The organism is Aeromicrobium sp. Leaf350 (assembly GCF_916858655.1).
Taxonomy (GTDB): domain Bacteria; phylum Actinomycetota; class Actinomycetes; order Propionibacteriales; family Nocardioidaceae; genus Aeromicrobium.
The window spans coordinates 31,358-49,313 of record NZ_CAKASL010000001.1 but is presented as its reverse complement, the minus strand read 5'-3'; the positions used below and the strand labels follow the sequence as shown (position 1 = coordinate 49,313).

18 protein-coding genes are annotated in these 17,956 nt (G+C 70.6%); 16 read left to right on the top strand and 2 right to left on the bottom strand.

Features of this window, described 5'->3' with window-relative positions; translation table 11 throughout:
* Nucleotide 1 precedes the first annotated feature (1 nt).
* On the bottom strand, nt 2-1,537 hold the full coding sequence (locus LO931_RS00250; protein WP_229051194.1) for a flotillin family protein: 1,536 nt from the start codon (nt 1,535-1,537) through the stop codon (nt 2-4).
* 3 nt (nt 1,538-1,540) lie between these two features.
* Nucleotides 1,541-2,041: an NfeD family protein gene (locus LO931_RS00245; RefSeq protein ID WP_229051193.1), complete on the bottom strand. Its 501-nt coding sequence runs from the start codon at nt 2,039-2,041 to the stop codon at nt 1,541-1,543.
* 181 nt (nt 2,042-2,222) lie between these two features.
* On the opposite strand from LO931_RS00245, the gene thrS reads away from it, so the two are divergent.
* The 16 genes from thrS to LO931_RS00165 all read left to right on the top strand — a co-directional run bounded on the left by thrS (nt 2,223) and on the right by LO931_RS00165 (nt 17,911).
* Nucleotides 2,223-4,196 (top strand): threonine--tRNA ligase, encoded by a 1,974-nt coding sequence (gene thrS, locus LO931_RS00240; RefSeq protein WP_229051192.1) that lies wholly within the window; start codon nt 2,223-2,225, stop codon nt 4,194-4,196.
* 86 nt (nt 4,197-4,282) lie between these two features.
* Nucleotides 4,283-4,828, top strand: coding sequence for an HIT domain-containing protein (locus LO931_RS00235; protein WP_304523485.1), 546 nt, complete (start codon nt 4,283-4,285; stop codon nt 4,826-4,828).
* A gap of 34 nt (nt 4,829-4,862) precedes the next feature.
* Complete coding sequence (pgsA, locus tag LO931_RS00230; protein WP_229051191.1) at nt 4,863-5,501, top strand: phosphatidylinositol phosphate synthase; 639 nt, start codon at nt 4,863-4,865, stop codon at nt 5,499-5,501.
* 90 nt (nt 5,502-5,591) lie between these two features.
* Entirely contained in the window at nt 5,592-6,629 is a 1,038-nt protein-coding gene (locus tag LO931_RS00225; protein ID WP_229051190.1) for a diiron oxygenase, read from the top strand.
* Between the two features lies 1 nt (nt 6,630).
* Nucleotides 6,631-8,280 (top strand): FAD-dependent oxidoreductase, encoded by a 1,650-nt coding sequence (locus LO931_RS00220; protein WP_229051189.1) that lies wholly within the window; start codon nt 6,631-6,633, stop codon nt 8,278-8,280.
* 9 nt (nt 8,281-8,289) lie between these two features.
* Nucleotides 8,290-9,207 (top strand): pyridoxal 5'-phosphate synthase lyase subunit PdxS, encoded by a 918-nt coding sequence (gene pdxS / locus LO931_RS00215; RefSeq protein WP_304523484.1) that lies wholly within the window; start codon nt 8,290-8,292, stop codon nt 9,205-9,207.
* Nucleotides 9,208-9,533: 326 nt separating this feature from the next.
* On the top strand, nt 9,534-10,067 hold the full coding sequence (locus LO931_RS00210) for an alternate-type signal peptide domain-containing protein (RefSeq protein ID WP_229051188.1): 534 nt from the start codon (nt 9,534-9,536) through the stop codon (nt 10,065-10,067).
* 64 nt (nt 10,068-10,131) lie between these two features.
* On the top strand, nt 10,132-10,728 hold the full coding sequence (locus LO931_RS00205) for a signal peptidase I (RefSeq protein ID WP_229051187.1): 597 nt from the start codon (nt 10,132-10,134) through the stop codon (nt 10,726-10,728).
* The gene (locus tag LO931_RS00200; RefSeq protein ID WP_229051186.1) at nt 10,725-11,372 is read left to right on the top strand and encodes an LPXTG cell wall anchor domain-containing protein; all 648 of its coding nucleotides are present in this window, start codon (nt 10,725-10,727) and stop codon (nt 11,370-11,372) included. The genes LO931_RS00205 and LO931_RS00200 overlap by 4 nt, the downstream gene beginning before the upstream one ends.
* The gene (locus LO931_RS00195) at nt 11,365-11,985 is read left to right on the top strand and encodes a hypothetical protein (protein ID WP_229051185.1); all 621 of its coding nucleotides are present in this window, start codon (nt 11,365-11,367) and stop codon (nt 11,983-11,985) included. Before LO931_RS00200 ends, LO931_RS00195 begins: the two co-directional genes overlap by 8 nt.
* Before the next feature lies 1 nt (nt 11,986).
* The gene (locus LO931_RS00190) at nt 11,987-14,026 is read left to right on the top strand and encodes a signal peptidase I (protein ID WP_229051184.1); all 2,040 of its coding nucleotides are present in this window, start codon (nt 11,987-11,989) and stop codon (nt 14,024-14,026) included.
* Between the two features lie 190 nt (nt 14,027-14,216).
* Nucleotides 14,217-14,759, top strand: a complete 543-nt coding sequence (locus LO931_RS00185; protein ID WP_229051183.1) for an alternate-type signal peptide domain-containing protein — start codon at nt 14,217-14,219, stop codon at nt 14,757-14,759.
* Between the two features lie 38 nt (nt 14,760-14,797).
* Nucleotides 14,798-15,376, top strand: a complete 579-nt coding sequence (locus tag LO931_RS00180; RefSeq protein WP_229051182.1) for a signal peptidase I — start codon at nt 14,798-14,800, stop codon at nt 15,374-15,376.
* On the top strand, nt 15,373-16,047 hold the full coding sequence (locus tag LO931_RS00175) for a hypothetical protein (protein ID WP_229051181.1): 675 nt from the start codon (nt 15,373-15,375) through the stop codon (nt 16,045-16,047). The genes LO931_RS00180 and LO931_RS00175 overlap by 4 nt, the downstream gene beginning before the upstream one ends.
* Nucleotides 16,044-16,652, top strand: coding sequence for a SipW-dependent-type signal peptide-containing protein (locus LO931_RS00170; RefSeq protein ID WP_229051180.1), 609 nt, complete (start codon nt 16,044-16,046; stop codon nt 16,650-16,652). The genes LO931_RS00175 and LO931_RS00170 overlap by 4 nt, the downstream gene beginning before the upstream one ends.
* Nucleotides 16,649-17,911 carry a signal peptidase I gene (locus LO931_RS00165; RefSeq protein ID WP_229051179.1) on the top strand — a complete coding sequence of 421 codons (1,263 nt, stop codon included), beginning with the start codon at nt 16,649-16,651 and terminating at the stop codon, nt 17,909-17,911. The genes LO931_RS00170 and LO931_RS00165 overlap by 4 nt, the downstream gene beginning before the upstream one ends.
* Nucleotides 17,912-17,956 lie beyond the last annotated feature (45 nt).

The following is a 17,956-nucleotide window of genomic DNA, read 5'->3' as shown; positions in this document are numbered from 1 at the left end:
GTCAGGCCGGCGGGGTGTCGCCCGCCGGCGCGGTGGACGTGCTCGCGAGCGCCGGGTCTCCGTCGGTGTAACGGCTGATCAGGGCCTGCAGGTCGACGCCCGTCGTGTTCTTGAGCAGCTCGAGCGTCTGCACGACGTTGCCGGTGACCTGCTTGGGGAGCTCGCCGGCACCGTCGGTCGAGATGACGGTGAGCTTGTCGATCGCGCTCATCGGGCCGGCGACCTCGGCTGCCAGCTTCGGCAGGATCTCGATCAGCATCTGCAGCACGGCGGCGTCGTTGTACTGCTCGAACGCCTCGGCGCGCTTGTTCATCGCCTCGGCCTCGGCCTCACCCTTGGCGAGGATCGCGGAGGCCTCCGCCTCGCCCTCGGCGCGCAGCGCGTCGGCCTCGGCCACACGGCGGGCCTTCTCGGCCTCACCGCGCTTGGCGCCCTCGATGGCCTCCGCCTCGGCCAGCGCCGAGCGTCGTGACTTCTCGCCCTCACCGGTCAGACGGGCCTCCTCGGCCTCGGCCTCGGCGGAGGCGATGGCGGCCGCCTTGCGGGCGTCGGCGTCGAAGATCTGCGAGTTGCGACGACCCTCGGCCTCGGTCTCCACCCGGTACCGCTCGGCGTCGGCCGGCTTGCGCACCTCGGTGTCGAGCTGACGCTCCTTCAGCGCCGCCTGACGCACCGCGACCTTCTCCTGCTCGGCGAGGATCGCCTGGTCGCGGTCGGCCTGGGCTAGCGGGCCGGCGGCAGCAGCCTGTGCGGAGGCCGCGTCGGTCTCGGCCTTGATCTCGGCGGTCTTGAGCGCGAGCTGGCGCTGCGAGACGGCGATCTCCTGCTCGGCCGCGATGCGTGCCTGCTCGGCGGCCTGGCGGGCGGCCGCCTCGGCGATCGAGGCGAGCTGGCCGATCTTGGCGGCCTCGGGACGACCGAGGTCCGACAGGTACGTGCCGTCGTCGGTGATGTCCTGGATCTGGAACGTGTCGAGCACGAGGCCCTGACCCGTCAGCGAGCTCTCCGACTCGTCGGCGACCCGCTGCGCGAAGGCGGCGCGGTCACGGATGATCTGCTCGACCGACAGCGAGCCGACGATCGACCGCAGGGATCCGGCGAGCGTCTCCTGCGTGAAGGTCTCGATCTCGTTCTGCTGCGAGAGGAAGCGCTGGGCGGCCGCGCGGATCGAGTCCTCGTTGCCGCCGACCTTGACGATCGCGACGCCGTCGAGGTTGAGCTTGACGCCCTGGCCCGAGACCGCGCCGCGGATCTGCACCATGATGCGGCGCGACGACAGGTCCAGGACGTGCAGCTTCTGCACGAACGGGATGACGAACACGCCGCCGCCCATCACGACCTTCTGGCCCGAGATGTCGGTCGAGGAGATGCCGGTCTCGGCGTTGCGGACCGACTTGCCGCCGCGTCCCGTGACGATGAAGGCCTCGTTGGGGCCGGCGACCTTGTAGCGCGTGGTGATGAGCGCTGCCAGCAGCGCCACGACGACGACGAGGCCGATGACGCCCAGCAGCTGGGGGGAGAGGGAGTCGAAGTTCACGGGTCAAGCCTCCAGAGGGGCGACCTGCACGGAGGTCGCGGAGAGAACGGCGGTGATGGTGACGGGGGTGCCGGTCGGCACGGGAGCGGCGGAGCGGGCGTTGAGCTTCGTGATGTGGCCGGCGACCTGGATCGTGACCTCGCCGTAGCCGTCGGCGGGGATCGCGTTCAGCACCGTGGCAGTGCGACCCGTGAGCGTGCTGGTGCGCACGGTCGACTCGTCGCCACCCTGCTGCAGGCGCGAGGAGGCCCAGCCGGCGCCGAGGCCCACGACGACGCCGGAGACCAGGCCCACGCCGACCGACGCGGTCAGGTTGTCGGTCGCGTCGAGCGCGATGGCGCCCGCGAAGCCGAACGCGCCGAGGAAGCCGCCGAGGGCGGCGCTCGAGAACAGGTCGCCGCCGACGTCCAGGAACGACAGCGCGCCGTCGAACAGGTCGCCGAGCACGATCGAGAGCAGCAGGATCGCGATCCCGATGCCGCCGATCACGAAGAAGGTGATCACGAGTTTCCCCCTGGGTCGGTCGCCCGAGACGGCGACGTGGAGCTCGGTGTGTCCGGTCCGCATCCTAGGTGCAGGCGGGGGTCGCCCGGGGCGGAATCCGGTCAGGCGGGGTGAGGTCTAGGCTGGCGGCAAGAGCGCTGCCCATTCGTGGGGGTGGCCCAGCTGAACACAGGAGTTCGCCATGTCCTTGAACGTCGTCGTCAACGGTGAGCCGAAGGTCGTCGACCCCGGCACCAAGGCCTGGCAGCTGTTCAGCGAGACGCCCGACGTCATCGCGGCCCGTGTCGACGGTGAGCTGCGCGACCTCAACGTCGCCCTGGCCGAGGGCCAGAGCGTCGAGGGCGTCGACATCGCGTCGCCCGACGGCCTCGACATCCTGCGCCACTCGACCGCCCACGTCATGGCGCAGGCCGTGCAGGAGCTGTTCCCGCAGGCCAAGCTCGGCATCGGCCCGCCGATCACCGACGGCTTCTACTACGACTTCGACGTGCCGGAGCCGTTCGTGCCCGAGGACCTCGAGAAGATCGAGACCCGGATGCGCAAGATCGTCAAGGAGGGCCAGAAGTTCTCCCGTCGCGAGATCGACGACGACGCCGCGCGGGCCGAGCTGGCCGACGAGCCGTACAAGCTCGAGCTCATCGGCCTGAAGTCCTCCGCGGGTGACGCGGCCGAGGGTGCGAGCGTCGAGGTCGGCGACGGTGGCCTGAGCATCTACGACAACCTCAAGCGCGACGGGTCGCTGGCGTGGAAGGACCTCTGCCGCGGACCGCACCTGCCCACCACCAAGCGCATCCCGGCGTTCAAGCTCATGCGCTCGGCTGCCGCCTACTGGCGGGGCAACGAGAAGAACAAGCAGCTCCAGCGCGTCTACGGCACCGCGTGGCCGACCAAGGAGGCGCTCGAGGAGCACCTGCACCGGATCGAGGAGGCGCAGCGTCGCGACCACCGTCGCCTCGGCACCGAGCTCGACCTGTACAGCTTCCCCGACGAGATCGGCTCGGGCCTGCCGGTGTTCCACCCCAAGGGTGGCGTCATCAAGCGGGAGATGGAGGACTACGTCCGCCGCCGGCACATCGAGGAGGGCTTCGAGTACGTCGGCACCCCCCACGTCTCGCGCGAGGAGCTGTTCTACACCTCGGGCCACCTGCCGTACTACGGCGAGAACATGTTCCCGCCGCTCGACCTCGACGGGCAGCCGTACCGCCTCAAGGCGATGAACTGCCCGATGCACAACCTGATCTTCCGCTCGCGGCAGCGCTCGTACCGCGAGCTGCCGCTGCGCCTGTTCGAGTTCGGGCACGTGTACCGCAACGAGAAGTCGGGCGTGATCCACGGTCTGACCCGCGTGCGCGGCTTCGCGCAGGACGACTCGCACTCGTACGTGACCCCCGAGCAGGCGCCCGACGAGATCCGGCACCTGCTGGGCTTCGTGCTGAGCCTGCTGCGCGACTTCGGGATGGACGACTTCTACCTCGAGCTGTCGACCCGCGACGACTCCAAGCCCGACAAGTTCATCGGGTCCGACGAGGACTGGGCGACCGCCACCAAGGTGCTCGAGGACGTGTGCCTCGAGACCGGGCTCGAGCTCGTTCCGGACCCGGGTGGAGCGGCGTACTACGGGCCGAAGGTCTCGGTGCAGGCGCGCGACGCGATCGGCCGGACCTGGCAGATGTCGACCATCCAGTACGACTTCAACATGCCGTCGGCCGAGCGCTTCGACCTGGAGTACATCGCTCCGGACGGCTCGCGCCAGAAGCCCGTCATGATCCACTCGGCCAAGTTCGGCTCGATCGAGCGGTTCATGGGCGTGCTCGTGGAGCACTACGCCGGCGCCTTCCCTCCGTGGCTCGCCCCGGTGCAGGCCGTCGGCATCCCCGTCGCCGAGCGCCACACCGAGCACCTGCGGGAGCTGGGGGAGCGGCTCAAGGCCGCCGGCATCCGCTTCGAGCTCGACGAGTCCGACGAGCGGATGCAGAAGAAGATCCGCAACGCGCAGACCCAGAAGGTGCCGTTCATGCTGCTCGCGGGCGACCACGACATCGAGGCCGGCGCCGTCTCCTTCCGCTTCCGCAACGGGGAGCAGGAGAACGCGGTGCCGCTCGACGACGCGGTGGCCCGCATCGTCGACGCCGTCACCTCCCGCACCCAGGTCTGACCCGTCGGGGGCGGTGAGCTGGTCGGCGACAGCCGACAGACTCACCGCTCCGCGGGGTCGGCTGCGAGACGCACTAGGGTTGCGGCGTGACCGAGGGACCTGACCGGCTGCAGCGGCTCTACACGCCGTACCGCATGTCGTACGTGCGCGGCGAGGAGTCCGAGGCGGAGTCGGCGGGCCTCGATCTCGCGGAGGGGGCCGATCCCGGCTGCCCGTTCTGCCGCATCGCCGCGGGCGGTGCGCAGTCCGAGCTCGTGGTGCACCGCGGCGAGACGTGCTTCGTCGTGCTGAACCTGTACCCGTACAACCCGGGCCACCTCATGGTCGTGCCCGACCGGCACGTCGCCGACTACACCGAGCTCACGCCCGCGGAGACGGCGGAGGTGGCCGAGCTGACCCAGCACGCCCTCCGCACGATCCGTCGGGTCTCGCAGCCTCACGGCTTCAACGTCGGGCTCAACCTCGGGGGAGTGGCGGGCGGCTCGCTCTCGCAGCACCTCCACCAGCACGTCGTCCCGCGCTGGTCGGGCGACGCCAACTTCATGACCGTCCTGGGGCAGACCAAGACCCTGCCCCAGCTGCTCGAGGACACGCGCGACCTGCTGGCCGCCGCCTGGTCCGACGGCACCTGAGACCTGTCCTCGACGTCCCGGGAGGACTTCACCCATGCTCGAGCGCTTCCGCCAGTTCTGGACCACGATCCTGGCGCACCCGGCGAACCTGCTCCTGAAGTGGGGCGTGAAGCCCGACCACGTCACGATCGTCGGCACGGCCGGCGTGGTGTTCGGCGCGCTGTTCTTCTTCCCCCGTGGCGAGCTGTTCTGGGGCGTCATGTTCATCACGGCGTTCGTGTTCAGCGACCTCATGGACGGCTACATGGCCCGCCAGCTGGGGACGTCGAGCAAGTGGGGAGCGTTCCTGGACTCGACGCTCGACCGCGTGGGCGATGCCGCGATCTTCGGTGGCCTCGCGATCTACTACGTCTCGGTGCACGCCGAGGCCGACCTGGGCGAGGTGCGCTGGTACTTCTACCTCAGCCTGGCGTGCCTCGTGCTCGGCAACCTCACCTCGTACGCCCGCGCCCGCGCCGAGAGCCTCGGCATGCAGGCCAAGGGTGGCATCGCCGAACGGGCCGACCGGCTCGTCGCGATCCTGGTCATGACGGGCTTCAACGGCCTGCTGGGGTGGGACTTCCTGACCGAGATCACGCTCTGGGTCCTCGCCCTCGCGAGTCTCGTCACGGTGTTCCAGCGCATGGCAATCGTGCACCGTCAGGCGGTGCAGAACCCGGGCCTCGACACCTGAACCTGCAGGTCAGGCAGCTGTGAGTGATGACGCACGATCTATGTGCCATCACCGTTGACACATAGATCGTGACGTGCACATACTGTCGGTATGACCGTCACGGACGCGCACGACCTCGACCAGACCCAGGACGACCTCCCGACCCTGAGCAAGGCGGAGTACGAGCAGACGCTGCAGCAGCTCTCGCAGGCGTCGGTCGATCGTCACTTCAACGCCTTCATCGACATCCCGTGGGACCACCCGGACTTCCAGGTCGACCGCACCGACGAGCGGTGGATCCTGCCCGACGGCATCGACCCGCTCGGCTCGCACCCCTGGTACAAGGCACTGCCCGTCGAGCGTCAGATCGAGATCGGCATGTGGCGTCAGGCCAACATCCTCAAGGTCGGCCTGCAGTTCGAGAACATCCTGATCCGCGGCATCATGCAGTACGTCTTCACCCAGCCCAACGGCTCGGCCGAGTTCCGGTACCTCACCCACGAGGCCACCGAGGAGTGCCACCACACGCAGATGTTCCAGCAGTGCGTGAACCGCATCGGCGCCGACGTCCCGGGCATGCGCCGCTGGATGCGCGCGATCTCGGGCTTCCTGCCGCTCGTGGCCTCGCGGTTCCCGGTCGGCTTCTTCATCGGCGTGCTCGCGGGCGAGGAGCCCATCGACCACACCCAGAAGCAGATCCTGCGCGGCTCGAAGCAGCTGCCTCCCGTGCTGTCGCGGATCATGCAGATCCACGTCGCCGAGGAGGCGCGCCACATCTCGTTCGCGCACGCCTTCATCATGCGCAACGGCCCGCGTCTCGGTCGCGTCGAGCGGTGGGTGATCGCGATGCTGTACCCCGTGATCATGCGCGTGCTGGGCGACGCGATCCTGATCCCGCCGAAGGAGATGCGCACGCAGCTCGGCGTGCCCAAGAAGGTGCTCGACGAGCTCTACTGGGACAGCCCGGAGTCGCAGGAGTTCCTGGCCGACCTGTTCAGCGACGTGCGCATGCTCGCCGAGGAGTCGGGCCTGATGACCCGCTCGTCACGCCGGATGTGGCGCTGGCTGAAGATCGACGGCCGCTCGTCGCGCTACCGCAGCGAGCCCTCGGCCGCGCTGATCGACCCCGTCGTCTCTGACGCAGCCTGACGTGCCGCACGTCGTCACGCAGCCCTGCTGCGGCGATGCCGCCTGCGCATTCGCCTGTCCGGTCAACTGCATCCACCCCACGCCCGACGAGCCCGACTTCGCGACGGCCGAGATGGTCTACATCGACCCGATCTCGTGCGTCGACTGCGGGGCGTGCGTCCGCGCCTGCCCCGTCGGAGCGATCAAGCCGCACACGCGCCTCGACGACGACGAGCTCGTGTTCATGGAGCTCAACGCGCTGTTCCACGCGGGATCGGACGCCGGCAACGGCCTGGAGTCGGCCACCAGGCCGGCCCAGGCTCCCGTGCCGCCGGTCGTGCGCATCCAGGAGCGTTCGCAGCTGAGCGTCGCGATCGTGGGGGCAGGTCCCGCCGCGCTGTACGCGGCCGACGAGCTGCTGAAGCAGCGCGGGGTCGACGTCACGGTGCTCGACCGCCTCCCCACGCCGCACGGCCTGGTGCGCGCGGGAGTGGCGCCCGACCACCAGCACACCAAGGACATCGGCAAGCTCTTCGCGCAGATCGAGTCTCAGCCCGGCTTCGAGTACCGGCTCGGGGTCGAGGTCGGCACCGATGTCAGCCACGACGAGGTCCTCGCCGGGTACGACGCGGTCATCTACGCCACCGGCGCCTCCCGCGACCGTCGCATCGGCGTGCCGGGGGAGGACCTGCCCGGCAACGCGACGGCCACCCACGTCGTCGCTTGGTACAACGGGCACCCCGACCACGTCGACACCCCGCTCGACCTCTCGGCCGACCGCGTCGTGGTGGTCGGCAACGGCAACGTCGCGCTCGACGTCGCACGCGTGCTGCTCAGCGACCCGGCCGAGCTGGCCCGCACCGACATCGCCGACCACGCCCTCGAGGCTCTGCGCACCAGCGCCGTGCGCGAGGTCGTGCTCGTGGCCCGCCGTGGCCCGGCCGAGGCCGCGTTCACCGTGCCCGAGATGGTCGGCCTGCTGACCCACCCCGACCTCGACGTCGTGGTCCCGCAGCAGGAGCTGCTGGGCGGCGACGACACCAAGTCGCGACTCCTGCGCGAGGGCTCGGACGCCACGATCGATCCCGACCGCCGCCGCGTCGTGCTGCGCTTCCTCTCGGCACCCGAGCAGATCCTCGGCACCGACCGCGTCGAGGGCCTCCGTGTCGCCCGCACCCGCCTCGAGACCGGCCCGGACGGCGCGGTGCGCGCGGTGCCCACCGAGGAGCACGAGCTCATCGCGACCACGACCGTGCTGCGCTCGGTCGGCTACCGCTCCGATCCGATTCCCGGCGTCCCGTTCGACCCGGAGGCCCACCGCATCTCGAACGTCGGCGGCCGTGTGCTCACCGAGCCCGGGGGAGACCTGCTGCCGCGCACCTACGTCGTCGGCTGGGCCAAGCGCGGCCCCACGGGCTTCATCGGCACCAACAAGTCGTGCTCGCTCGAGACCGTGAACGCCCTGCTCTCGGACGTCGCGACCGGTCGGGTCGAGCCGCATCGCGGCTCGCGCGCGCTCCTCGCCGACGGAGCCGCCCTCGACCTGGCCGACTGGAAGGTCCTCGACGCCCACGAACGGCGGTCGGGCCGAGCTGACGGGCGCCCTCGCCGCAAGGTCGTCGACCGTCTCAGGATGGTGGACGTCGTGAGGTCCGCCCAACCCGCTCGCTAGACTCGCCGGGTGAGCACCGAACAGACCCCCAGCGCCTCGAACGACACCGGTATCGGCACCTCCCGCGTGAAGCGCGGGATGGCCGAGATGCTGAAGGGCGGCGTCATCATGGACGTCGTCACGGCTGACCAGGCGAAGATCGCCGAGGACGCCGGCGCGGTGGCGGTCATGGCGCTCGAGCGGGTGCCCGCCGACATCCGTGCGCAGGGCGGTGTGGCGCGTGCCAGCGATCCCGACCTGATCGACGCGATCATCGAGGCCGTCTCGATCCCCGTCATGGCCAAGGCCCGCATCGGCCACTTCGCCGAGGCGCAGATCCTGCAGAGCCTGGGTGTCGACTACGTCGACGAGTCCGAGGTGCTGACCCCGGCCGACTACGCCAACCACATCGACAAGTGGGCGTTCAACGTCCCGTTCGTGTGCGGCGCGACGAACCTGGGCGAGGCGCTGCGCCGCATCACCGAGGGGGCGGCGTTCATCCGCTCCAAGGGTGAGGCTGGCACGGGCGACGTCTCCAACGCGGTCACCCACATCCGCAAGATCACCGGCGAGATCCGCAAGCTGCAGGGCCTGCGCGACGACGAGCTGTACGTCGCCGCGAAGGAGCTCCAGGCGCCGTTCGACCTCGTCAAGGAGATCGCCCAGACCGGCAAGCTGCCCGTCGTGCTGTTCACTGCCGGTGGCATCGCGACCCCGGCCGACGCGGCGCTGGTGATGCAGCTCGGCTCGGAGGGCGTGTTCGTGGGCTCGGGCATCTTCAAGTCGGGCAACCCGGCCGAGCGTGCCGAGGCCATCGTCAAGGCCACGACGTTCTACGACGACCCCGACGTCGTCGCGAAGGTCTCGCGCGGCCTCGGTGACGCGATGGTCGGCATCAACGTCTCCGACATCCCCGAGCCTCACCGCCTCGAGACCCGCGGCTGGTGAGCGAAGGCGACTCCGTCGCCTTCGCGCTCGTTCCTCGCGCTTGACCCGCGGAGTCTCGCTGCGCTCGACCTGTGGTCGGCGTCAGTGGGACCTTTGGCGTTTCCGCGCAGGGAATGTGCTCATCGAGACGGCCGTCGTTCCAGTGAGTTGTGCGGTGGGAGTGGGGGAGAAAGGCTTTTTGAGGTTGCTGGGTGTGCGCCCGCGGGGGAGTGTGATCTGAAACACATGTCGGCTGGTGGCGGAAGTCGCGTCACGATCCCGTGATCGGGGCGTCTCTTCCTCGACATGCCAGGTCGGCGTGCTCACCCTCACCCAGGAGCATCACCATGAAGAAGACCACCAAGGGCGCGCTCGCCGCGGGCGCCGCGGCCGCCATCCTCCTCGGCGGAGCCGGCACCCTCGCGTACTGGACGGCCGACACGAACGTGAACGCCGGCACGCTGTCGAGCGGCACGATCACCCTCGGCACGCCGGCCTGTGGCTCGGGCTGGACGCACACCGAGACCTCGACGCCTGTCGTCAAGGTCATCCCGGGCGACACGATCCGCCTGCAGTGCACCGTCACGCTGGACCTCCAGGGCGACCACATCGGCGCCAAGCTGCAGATCGGCAACATCACCGCCGCCGGCCCGCTCGCCTCCGAGCTGACCTTCGGGGCCGTCACCCTGTCGGGTGATGGCGTCACGAACAACACGGTGGTCGGTCAGGGCACGAAGACCATCACCGCCACCGTCAACGCCTCGTACCCCTACGGCACGGTCTCGGCGAACCCGCTGACGTCTGCCGACAACGACGGCAAGAACATCACCGCGGAGCAGCTCGGCCAGCTCCAGCTCGTCGCCGTCCAGACGCACAACTGACGAACGGATGCTCCTGAGGGAACGGACTCCGGCGCCGGTCGACGGCCGGCGCCGGGACGTTCCCATGGACACGCCCATGACCAAGACCCGCAGCGCCTTCGGCTTCCTGACGCTCACGCTCACGTGGACCGTCATCCTGGCGACCACCGCGATGGTGGCCGTCGGCGTGCTCGTGCCCCGCGCGGGCGGCGCGACGCCGTACACGGTGCTGACCGGGTCGATGCGGCCGGACTTCCCGCCGGGAACCCTGGTCGTCGTCAAGCCGGTCGACGCCGACGACATCAAGGTCGGTGACGTCGTCACCTACCAGCTCGTCTCGGGCGAGCCCGAGGTCGTCACCCACCGGGTCGTGGGCATCGGGGCGCCGACGAACGGCTCGGACGAGCGCACGTTCATCACCCAGGGCGATGCCAACAGCATCGTCGACGCGAAGCCGGTCATCGCCGACCAGGTCAGGGGTCGGCTCTGGTACTCCGTGCCGCTGCTGGGGCACGTCAACCACGCGCTGTCGGGCTCGGCCCGCCAGGTCGTCACCACCGGCGTGGTCATCGCCCTGCTGGCCTACGCGGCCTGGGCCTTCGGCTCGAGCCTCCTCGACCGTCGCACGAACCGCACCGCCGCCACGACCAGCACGAAGAAGAAGGGAGCGCACGCCGCATGACCGTTCGTCGCTCCCTCCTGCCCCTGCTCGGCGCCGTGCTCGGTGGCCTGCTCGCGCTGCTGTGGGTCACGCCCGCACACGCCGCGGACGAGATCGGCGTCAGCGTCGACGGTTCCACGTGGATGCCGGCCATCACGGCTCCGCTGTTCGACCCGGCCATGCGCTGGATCCCGGGCGACGACGAGACCCGCACGTTCTACGTCCGGGCCCAGGGCCCCTCGGCCGCGACGATGAGCATCGAGGCACTCACCCCAGCGGGCGACCCGTTCCTCGAGAGCGACATCGACCTCTCGGTGCGCGTCGACGGTGGCGCGTGGGTCGCGCTCGACCCGGCCCAGGTGGCCCAGGACCTCACCGTCCGGCCGGTCCCGGTCGGCGACGTGGTCACGGTCGACGTCCGCGCGTTCTTCGACCCGGCCTCGACCAACGTGACCCAGGCTCGGCAGCTGCCGCTGCAGTTCCGCATCACGCTGGCTGAGGCGTTCCCGAGCGACGCGAACCCCGCTGGCAACGCCGGCTCGGGGTCGCTGCCCACGACCGGCGCCCAGGTCGGGCTCGACCTGTTCCTCCTCGGCCTCCTCACGTGCGCTGCGGGCGGAGCCGTTCTCGCGGCCCGTCGCAAGGGGGAGGAGCAGCATGGCTGAGCACCGCGCCCGCACCCGACCCCGCCGCCGTCTGGCGCGCGCTGCGGTCGGCGCTGTCGTGCTGTTCCTGCTGGTCACCGGCACGAACGCCACCGGCGCCTACTGGACCGGCTCGGCCACGGTCACCCTTCCGACGCTGAGCTCCGGCACGCTCGACATCGGCCTCAACGGCAGCGCGAGCGACACCGTCGCGCTCAGCGGACTCACGATCACCGACATGCTGCCGGGCGACAGCCGTGCGGCGACGCTCACCGTCTCGAACATCGGCGTCGAGTCACGGCTCCGCTTCACCGTCGCGGGTCGCGGCACCGGCACGATCGCCACGAGCCTGCAGGTCCAGCTGTTCTCGGGCACGGCGACCAACACCGGCAACGGCACGGTGGGGTACTCGAGCTCCTGCTCCGGCGCGTCGCTCGGGCCTGCGGTCACGCTCGCGACCAGCGACACGACGCTGCTGACCGTCGCCGCCTCGAACGCGATGGCCGCCATCGCGCCGAACGGCACGCAGAACGTGTGCGCCCAGGTCTCGCTGCCCCAGACCGCCACCCAGGGCGCGCAGCCGCGCACCGGCACCGTCGTGCTCGTCGTGACCGGCCGATCGGTGGTGCGCTGAGATGTCCCGCCACCTCGCCCGCCCGGCGCGCTCGCACCGCTCGACCGACCGACCCGACCGCCGTCGCCGGGGCGTCCTGCGGCTCGCCGTCGCGCTCGGCGTGCTGGCGATCCTGGCCACGGGCCTCGCCTGGGCGGCCGGCGTCAAGCCGCTCGTCTTCACCTCCGGCTCGATGTCACCGTCGATCCCGACCGGGTCGCTCGCGTTCTCCCGCACCGTCGATGCCGGCGACCTGGCGGTGGGTGACGTCGTCAGCGTCGAGAACGACCGTGACGAGCGCGTGACGCACCGCGTGGTGGCCGCGCAGCTCCGGGGCGACGAGGCCGTCCTCGTGCTCCAGGGCGACGCGAACTCGACCACAGACCCGGAGCCGTACGTCGTCACGAGCGCCGAGCGCGTCGACGTGAGCGTGCCGGTGCTCGGCCGCGTCGTCACGGCCCTCGACGGACGCAGCGGCGTCGCGGTGCTCGTGGCCTCGGGCGTCGTCCTGGTCCTCCTGCTGCGCCGTCCGGCCAGCTCGCACCACCGGTCCGGGCGAGCCTCATCCGGCGGTCCCGTCGCGACGATGTCGGTCGGCGCCCTGGTGGCGGCGGGCGCGCTCGTCCTCGGCGCGATGCCCACGCAGGCCTACTGGACCGACGTCGCCACGGCCACGTCCGGCACCTTCACGACGGTCGCGCCGACGCCGACCCCCGCCGGTGCGACGTGCTCCGACACGGGCGACCACGTGCTCGTCGGCTGGAACAACGTCGGTCAGCGCTACCGCTACCAGCTCAGCCTGCACCGGCTCGACGGCACGCAGGTCGGCGACGTCACGTACGTCAACGCCGCGACCACGGCGTCGGTCGCGAGCGAGGTGCAGCGGGCCACCTTCCCCGCCTCGACCTCGGGCGCCCTCAACTTCCAGCTGCGCGTGCGCGCCGTGCCGAACGGCAGCACGACGTGGCTCTCGCCCACGCCGCTGACGATCGCGGTGCGTTACACGCCCGGGTACACCCAGCTCCGCTGCGGCAACGACACCACCACCACGGTCTCGATCGACTCCATCGGCAGCGACTCGAACGTCCCCGCCGACCTCGTCACCAACGTCAAGGCCAACACGATCGTCGGTCAGGGCGAGCCCGGATCGACCATCGTGGTGCGACGCAACGGCGTGCCGCTGACGGACACCGCGACCGTCACCGCGGGCGGCACCTGGAGCCTCCCGGTGAGCCTGGTCGAGGGCAGTGCGAGCTACGACGCCGTGGCGACCGACCCGTACGGCAACACGGCCACCTCGGCCGTCCGCACCGTCGTGCTCGACACGATCGCCCCCACGGCGACGCAGGCGGCCCCCTGCGCCACGGCCAACGTCGGCAACGCGGTTGCCGGCACGACCTGGTGCAAGGTGACGAGCCTGGCCTGGACGGCCACCTTCACCGACAACGCCGGCGGCAGCGGCGTCCCCGCGGCCGGTCAGCAGTACACGAACAACGCCGACACCGTGTGGCTCGCCTACAGCGGCACGGTCCCGATGCCAGAGACCAACGGCCGCAAGATGCAGGCCCGCGCCACCGACCTCGCCGGCAACGTGAGCCCGATCGCGAGCGGCACGTACTACATCGACGGCACGGCGCCGACGATCACGGTGACCGCGCCGACCCCGACGAACTACGCCAACGCGAACGGCCTCCGCACGGCCGTGACCGACGCCTGTGGGGCGAACCGGGTGGCCTGTGGCACGGTCACGGAGACCGTCAGCGGTGTGGCCGCGAGCCCAACGGCCCAGTGGAGCCTGCGTCGGACGGACACCTTCCTGTTCCTCGTGCCCAGCACGGTGTGCCTGAATGGCAACGCCTACAGCTCGGCGTGCTCGGCCACCTACCCGATCACGGTCAGTGGGTCCACGTTCTCCATCGCCTCCGGCAACGCGACGTCGGCGACGATCTATCCGAACCGCGCCGGTTTGACCACGGCGATGGAGTACCGCCTCACGGTCACCGGGCTGACCGATGCTGCGGGCAACGTCGGCGCGAACACGGTAGTCGAGTTCACCTACTGAACGTCGCTTCGAGCCATGCGGCGTTGTCCGTGGTGATGACTCCGTAATAGTCCGTTCGAGCCGTATTTGCGGCGTACTCGAGGTATGCCTGCGATTCGTGCAGTACGGGGGCGCGCGAGCCGCCAGTCTTCCCCGTGGGAGGGAACCCACCGGACGGCGAGAGCCGTCCACCTCATGAATGGATTCCCCCATGAAGAAGTCCTCCAAGGTGACCCTGGCCGCCGTGGCCGGCGTGGCGCTCCTCGCCAGCGGTGCGGGCTCCCTCGCCTACTGGAACGCCGAGGCCCCGGTCGACGGCGTCCAGGTCCACGCCGGTGAGCTCAAGCTCGTCGACGGCACCGGTGCCGACGCCTGCGCCGCGCAGCCCTTCACGTTCGCGGACGGCCAGACCTACGTCGGCACGAACCCGGGCATCACCCGCGTCGTCCCCGGCGACGTCCTGACCAAGACCTGCAACTTCACGGTCAAGGCCCGTGGCGAGAACCTGACGGCCGCCCTGACGACCGCTGGTCCGACCCAGAGCGCCAACTCGGGCTTCCAGCTCCTGGCGACCGGCTCCTACACCGTCGGTGGCCAGACCACGACCGGCATCACGTCGGCCGACCACAACAAGGTCCTGACGGCGACCATCCGGATCGAGTTCCCGTTCGGCACCACGCCCAACAACATCCCGCAGAACACCAACAAGTTCGTCAACGGCTACACCGTCACGGCGACGCAGGTCGCTCCCTGATCCGTAGCTGATCACGACTCCTCGGGACGGGACACGACATGACGATGACCAGCACGCTGGCCACCGCAGTGCGCAGGACGGCCATCTGGCTGACCCTGCTCGCGGCGGTCGCCCTGCTCGCGGTCATGGTCGTCGTGCCCCGTCTCGGGGGCGGGGCCCCGTACACGGTCCTGACCGGCTCGATGGAGCCGGGACTCCCGCCGGGCACCCTCGTGGTGATCCGGCCCACCGACATCGACGACATCGACGTGGGAGACGTGGTGACGTTCCAGCTGGTCTCCGGCGAGCGCACCACCGTGACCCACCGGGTCATCGGCAAGACCCTCGACGAGGAGGGCGATCCCGCTCTCCTCACCAAGGGCGACGCGAACAATGCTCCCGACGACGGCATCGTCCTCGAGGAGCAGGTGCGCGGCACGCTCTGGTACTCGGTGCCCTACCTGGGACACCTCAACGTGGCTGCGGTCGAGGAACGGGCGCTCGCCACCCGGGTCGTCGCGGTCCTGCTCCTCGGCTACGCCGCCTTCGCCGGTGTCGGCCTCTTCCGCTCCCGCCGGGCCCGGCTCCGCGCCGAGGCCGGCGGGCCGGGCTCCCACCGACAGAAGGTCGACGCATGAAGACCAGCTTCGTGCTCGTCCCCACCGTGGCGGCCTCGCTGAGCCCGCTGTGGCTGGCCAGCGCCGCCCAGGCCGTCGACCTGGCCGCCGTCTCGGCGACCGAGGCGGCCGTCTCCGTCAGCGCCGACGGCGCGACGTTCGTGCCGCAGCTGCAGATCGACCTGTTCGACACCTCGCTCCGCTGGGTCCCGGGGGACGTCCGCGAGGCCACGTTCATGGTGCGCAACGACGCAGCCGCTGACGCTCGGATGGACATCACCCTGGTCCAGAAGGGGCTCCCGGCGGCTGCTGCCGAGCACGTGCTCGTCTCGGCCGACGTGCCGTCGGTGACGGACGGCCCCACCGTCGACGGCCTCGCCAACGACCCGCTCCTGAACCGGTCGCTTCTCGCGGCCGGCGGCGCCGTGCCGGTCACGGTGCGCGTCCAGATCAGTCCCGACGCACCCGATTCCGCCCAGCTGCTGCAGCACGACTTCGCGCTCCTCGTGACCCTCTCGACCATCACCTCCGCCTCGGCCGCCGTCAGCACCGACGCCCCCGAGACCCAGGCACTGCCCGACACGGGCTCCGCCGACCTGACCGTCCTCGCCGTCCTCGCCTCGATCTCGATCGGCGTCGGGGCAGCACTCTTGCCCCGGCGCCGTCCGGACCACGAAGGAGCACCCCAATGACCCGTCACGCACCCACGTCCCGCCGAGCCACTCGGCGCGGGCTGCGCTCCGTCCCTGTGAGGGCGGTCCTGAGCCTCGGCATCGTGGCCGGCTTCGGCGCGACCGGCACCTACGCCTACTGGACGGACGACGCGACCGTGGGGGGTGGCGAGTTCCTGACCGGCACGCTCGACGTCAAGCTCTCCGGCGCTGACAACAACCCCGCCGGTTTCGCGACCGAGCTCACGCTCACCAACATGCAGCCGGGCCAGAGCAAGGCCGCGGTCGTGACGGTCGAGAACGTCGGCACGACCGACTTCGTCTACTCCGCGACCGGCACGTCGCCGGGCCTCCTGTCCGACCACCTCGTCTACCGGGTCGTGCCGGGCGGCAGCGTCAGCGGCGCCGGCGCGGCGCAGACCTGCACGGGCGGCACCGAGACCTTCAGCGGCCTGCTCGACGAGGTCACGCCGACGCCGGTCATCGGCACGCTGCGGGCCCTCGCGGCCGGCGCGACCGAGAGCGTGTGCGTCGAGGCGAAGCTGCCCACGGGGACCACGACCGGTCAGGCCACCAGCACGACTCCCGCGTTCGTCTTCAACGCCAAGCAGGTCGGTGCCCCGTGAGCCACTCCCTCATCGAGAGCACGACGCCGGAGCGGGCACCCGCCCGACGCCCGGTGCTGCGACTCCTGCGCGAGAGCCTGCTGACGATCGGCGCGGTGCTCGGCGTGCTGTGCCTGCTCAGCAGCGCGGCCGCTGTCGCGTTCGACGTCAAGCCGGTCATCTTCCGTTCCGGTTCGATGGCCCCGGCCGTGCCGACCGGTGCCCTGGGGTTCTCCCAGACCGTGGACGCCTCCGAGCTCGCCGTCGGTGACGTCGTGACCGTCGAGGCGGCCAACGGCCAGCTCGTGACGCACCGCATCGTGGGCGTGACGCAGGGCGCCGACACGGCGACCCTCGTCCTGCAGGGAGACGCGAACGCCGTCCCCGACGCCGACGTCTACGTCGTCGAGTCCGCCCAGAAGCTGCTCTTCGACATCCCGAAGGCCGGATACGTGGTCGCCGAGGTCAATGGCCCCGTCGGCATCTTCGCCGGCGGCCTCCTGGTCGGGGGCGTCCTGATGCTGGTGCTCCGTGACCGCGGCGGCAAGCCCGGTCCGCGCGGGCGCGACGAGGACCGACCGGATCGGGCCGACGAGCTCGACGACGCGGTGCTGCCTCCCACGGCGAACACGCCGAAGCGGGGCGGACGACGCAAGGCCTTCGCGCTCGCCACGTCGACGCTGGTCGCCACCGGGCTGACGGTCGGTCCCTTGGCGCCGAGCAGCACCTCGGCGTACTACGCGGACACGGCCACCGTCACGGGCGGCACGTTCCAGGCCAACGCCATCGCGCCGCCCTCGTTCGGCTGCTCGGCCTCCTCGACCGGGCTCCTGAACGTCCAGCTCAACACCCTCGCGGGTGTGGGCGGCTACCAGCTGAACCTGGCCGTGCTCGGAACGGTCGGCACCACGTACACGACGGGTCCGAGCGGAAGCTTCGCGATCGACCTGAGCACGACTCCGCCTGGAATCTACGTGCTGTCGGCCATCGCGGTCGGTACCGACGGCGGACTCAGCGCGAGCGTCTCGCTCGGCACGGTCGTGATCCTGAACCTGTTCAACCAGCGCTACTACACCGCGGTCTGCCTCGACGTGAACCTCAACCTGCCGCTGCCGCTGCCGGCGCCGGCTCCGCTGGTCGAGACCACGCCCGAGCTCCAGTCCGACGCGGTCGAGGACGTCGAGGAGGAGTCGACTCCGACCCCGGAGCCGACCCCCTCGGACGAGCCGAGCCCCTCGCCGGATCCCGAGCCGACGCCCACGCTGACCGAGACGCCCTGACCGCGTCGTGACGGCACCGCCCCGGCCCTCGCGGCCGGGTCGGCG

Excerpts from the sequence above, each read along its gene's own strand:
- LO931_RS00175 (WP_229051181.1), top strand. The coding sequence starts at position 15,373 with ATGAAGACCAGCTTCGTGCTCGTCCCCACCGTGGCGGCCTCGCTGAGC.
- LO931_RS00185 (WP_229051183.1), top strand. The coding sequence starts at position 14,217 with ATGAAGAAGTCCTCCAAGGTGACCCTGGCCGCCGTGGCCGGCGTGGCG.
- LO931_RS00225 (WP_229051190.1), top strand. The coding sequence starts at position 5,592 with ATGACCGTCACGGACGCGCACGACCTCGACCAGACCCAGGACGACCTC.
- thrS (WP_229051192.1), top strand. The coding sequence starts at position 2,223 with ATGTCCTTGAACGTCGTCGTCAACGGTGAGCCGAAGGTCGTCGACCCC.
- LO931_RS00195 (WP_229051185.1), top strand. The coding sequence starts at position 11,365 with ATGGCTGAGCACCGCGCCCGCACCCGACCCCGCCGCCGTCTGGCGCGC.
- LO931_RS00190 (WP_229051184.1), top strand. The coding sequence starts at position 11,987 with ATGTCCCGCCACCTCGCCCGCCCGGCGCGCTCGCACCGCTCGACCGAC.
- LO931_RS00170 (WP_229051180.1), top strand. The coding sequence starts at position 16,044 with ATGACCCGTCACGCACCCACGTCCCGCCGAGCCACTCGGCGCGGGCTG.
- pgsA (WP_229051191.1), top strand. The coding sequence starts at position 4,863 with ATGCTCGAGCGCTTCCGCCAGTTCTGGACCACGATCCTGGCGCACCCG.
- LO931_RS00200 (WP_229051186.1), top strand. The coding sequence starts at position 10,725 with ATGACCGTTCGTCGCTCCCTCCTGCCCCTGCTCGGCGCCGTGCTCGGT.
- LO931_RS00205 (WP_229051187.1), top strand. The coding sequence starts at position 10,132 with ATGGACACGCCCATGACCAAGACCCGCAGCGCCTTCGGCTTCCTGACG.
- LO931_RS00180 (WP_229051182.1), top strand. The coding sequence starts at position 14,798 with ATGACGATGACCAGCACGCTGGCCACCGCAGTGCGCAGGACGGCCATC.
- LO931_RS00210 (WP_229051188.1), top strand. The coding sequence starts at position 9,534 with ATGAAGAAGACCACCAAGGGCGCGCTCGCCGCGGGCGCCGCGGCCGCC.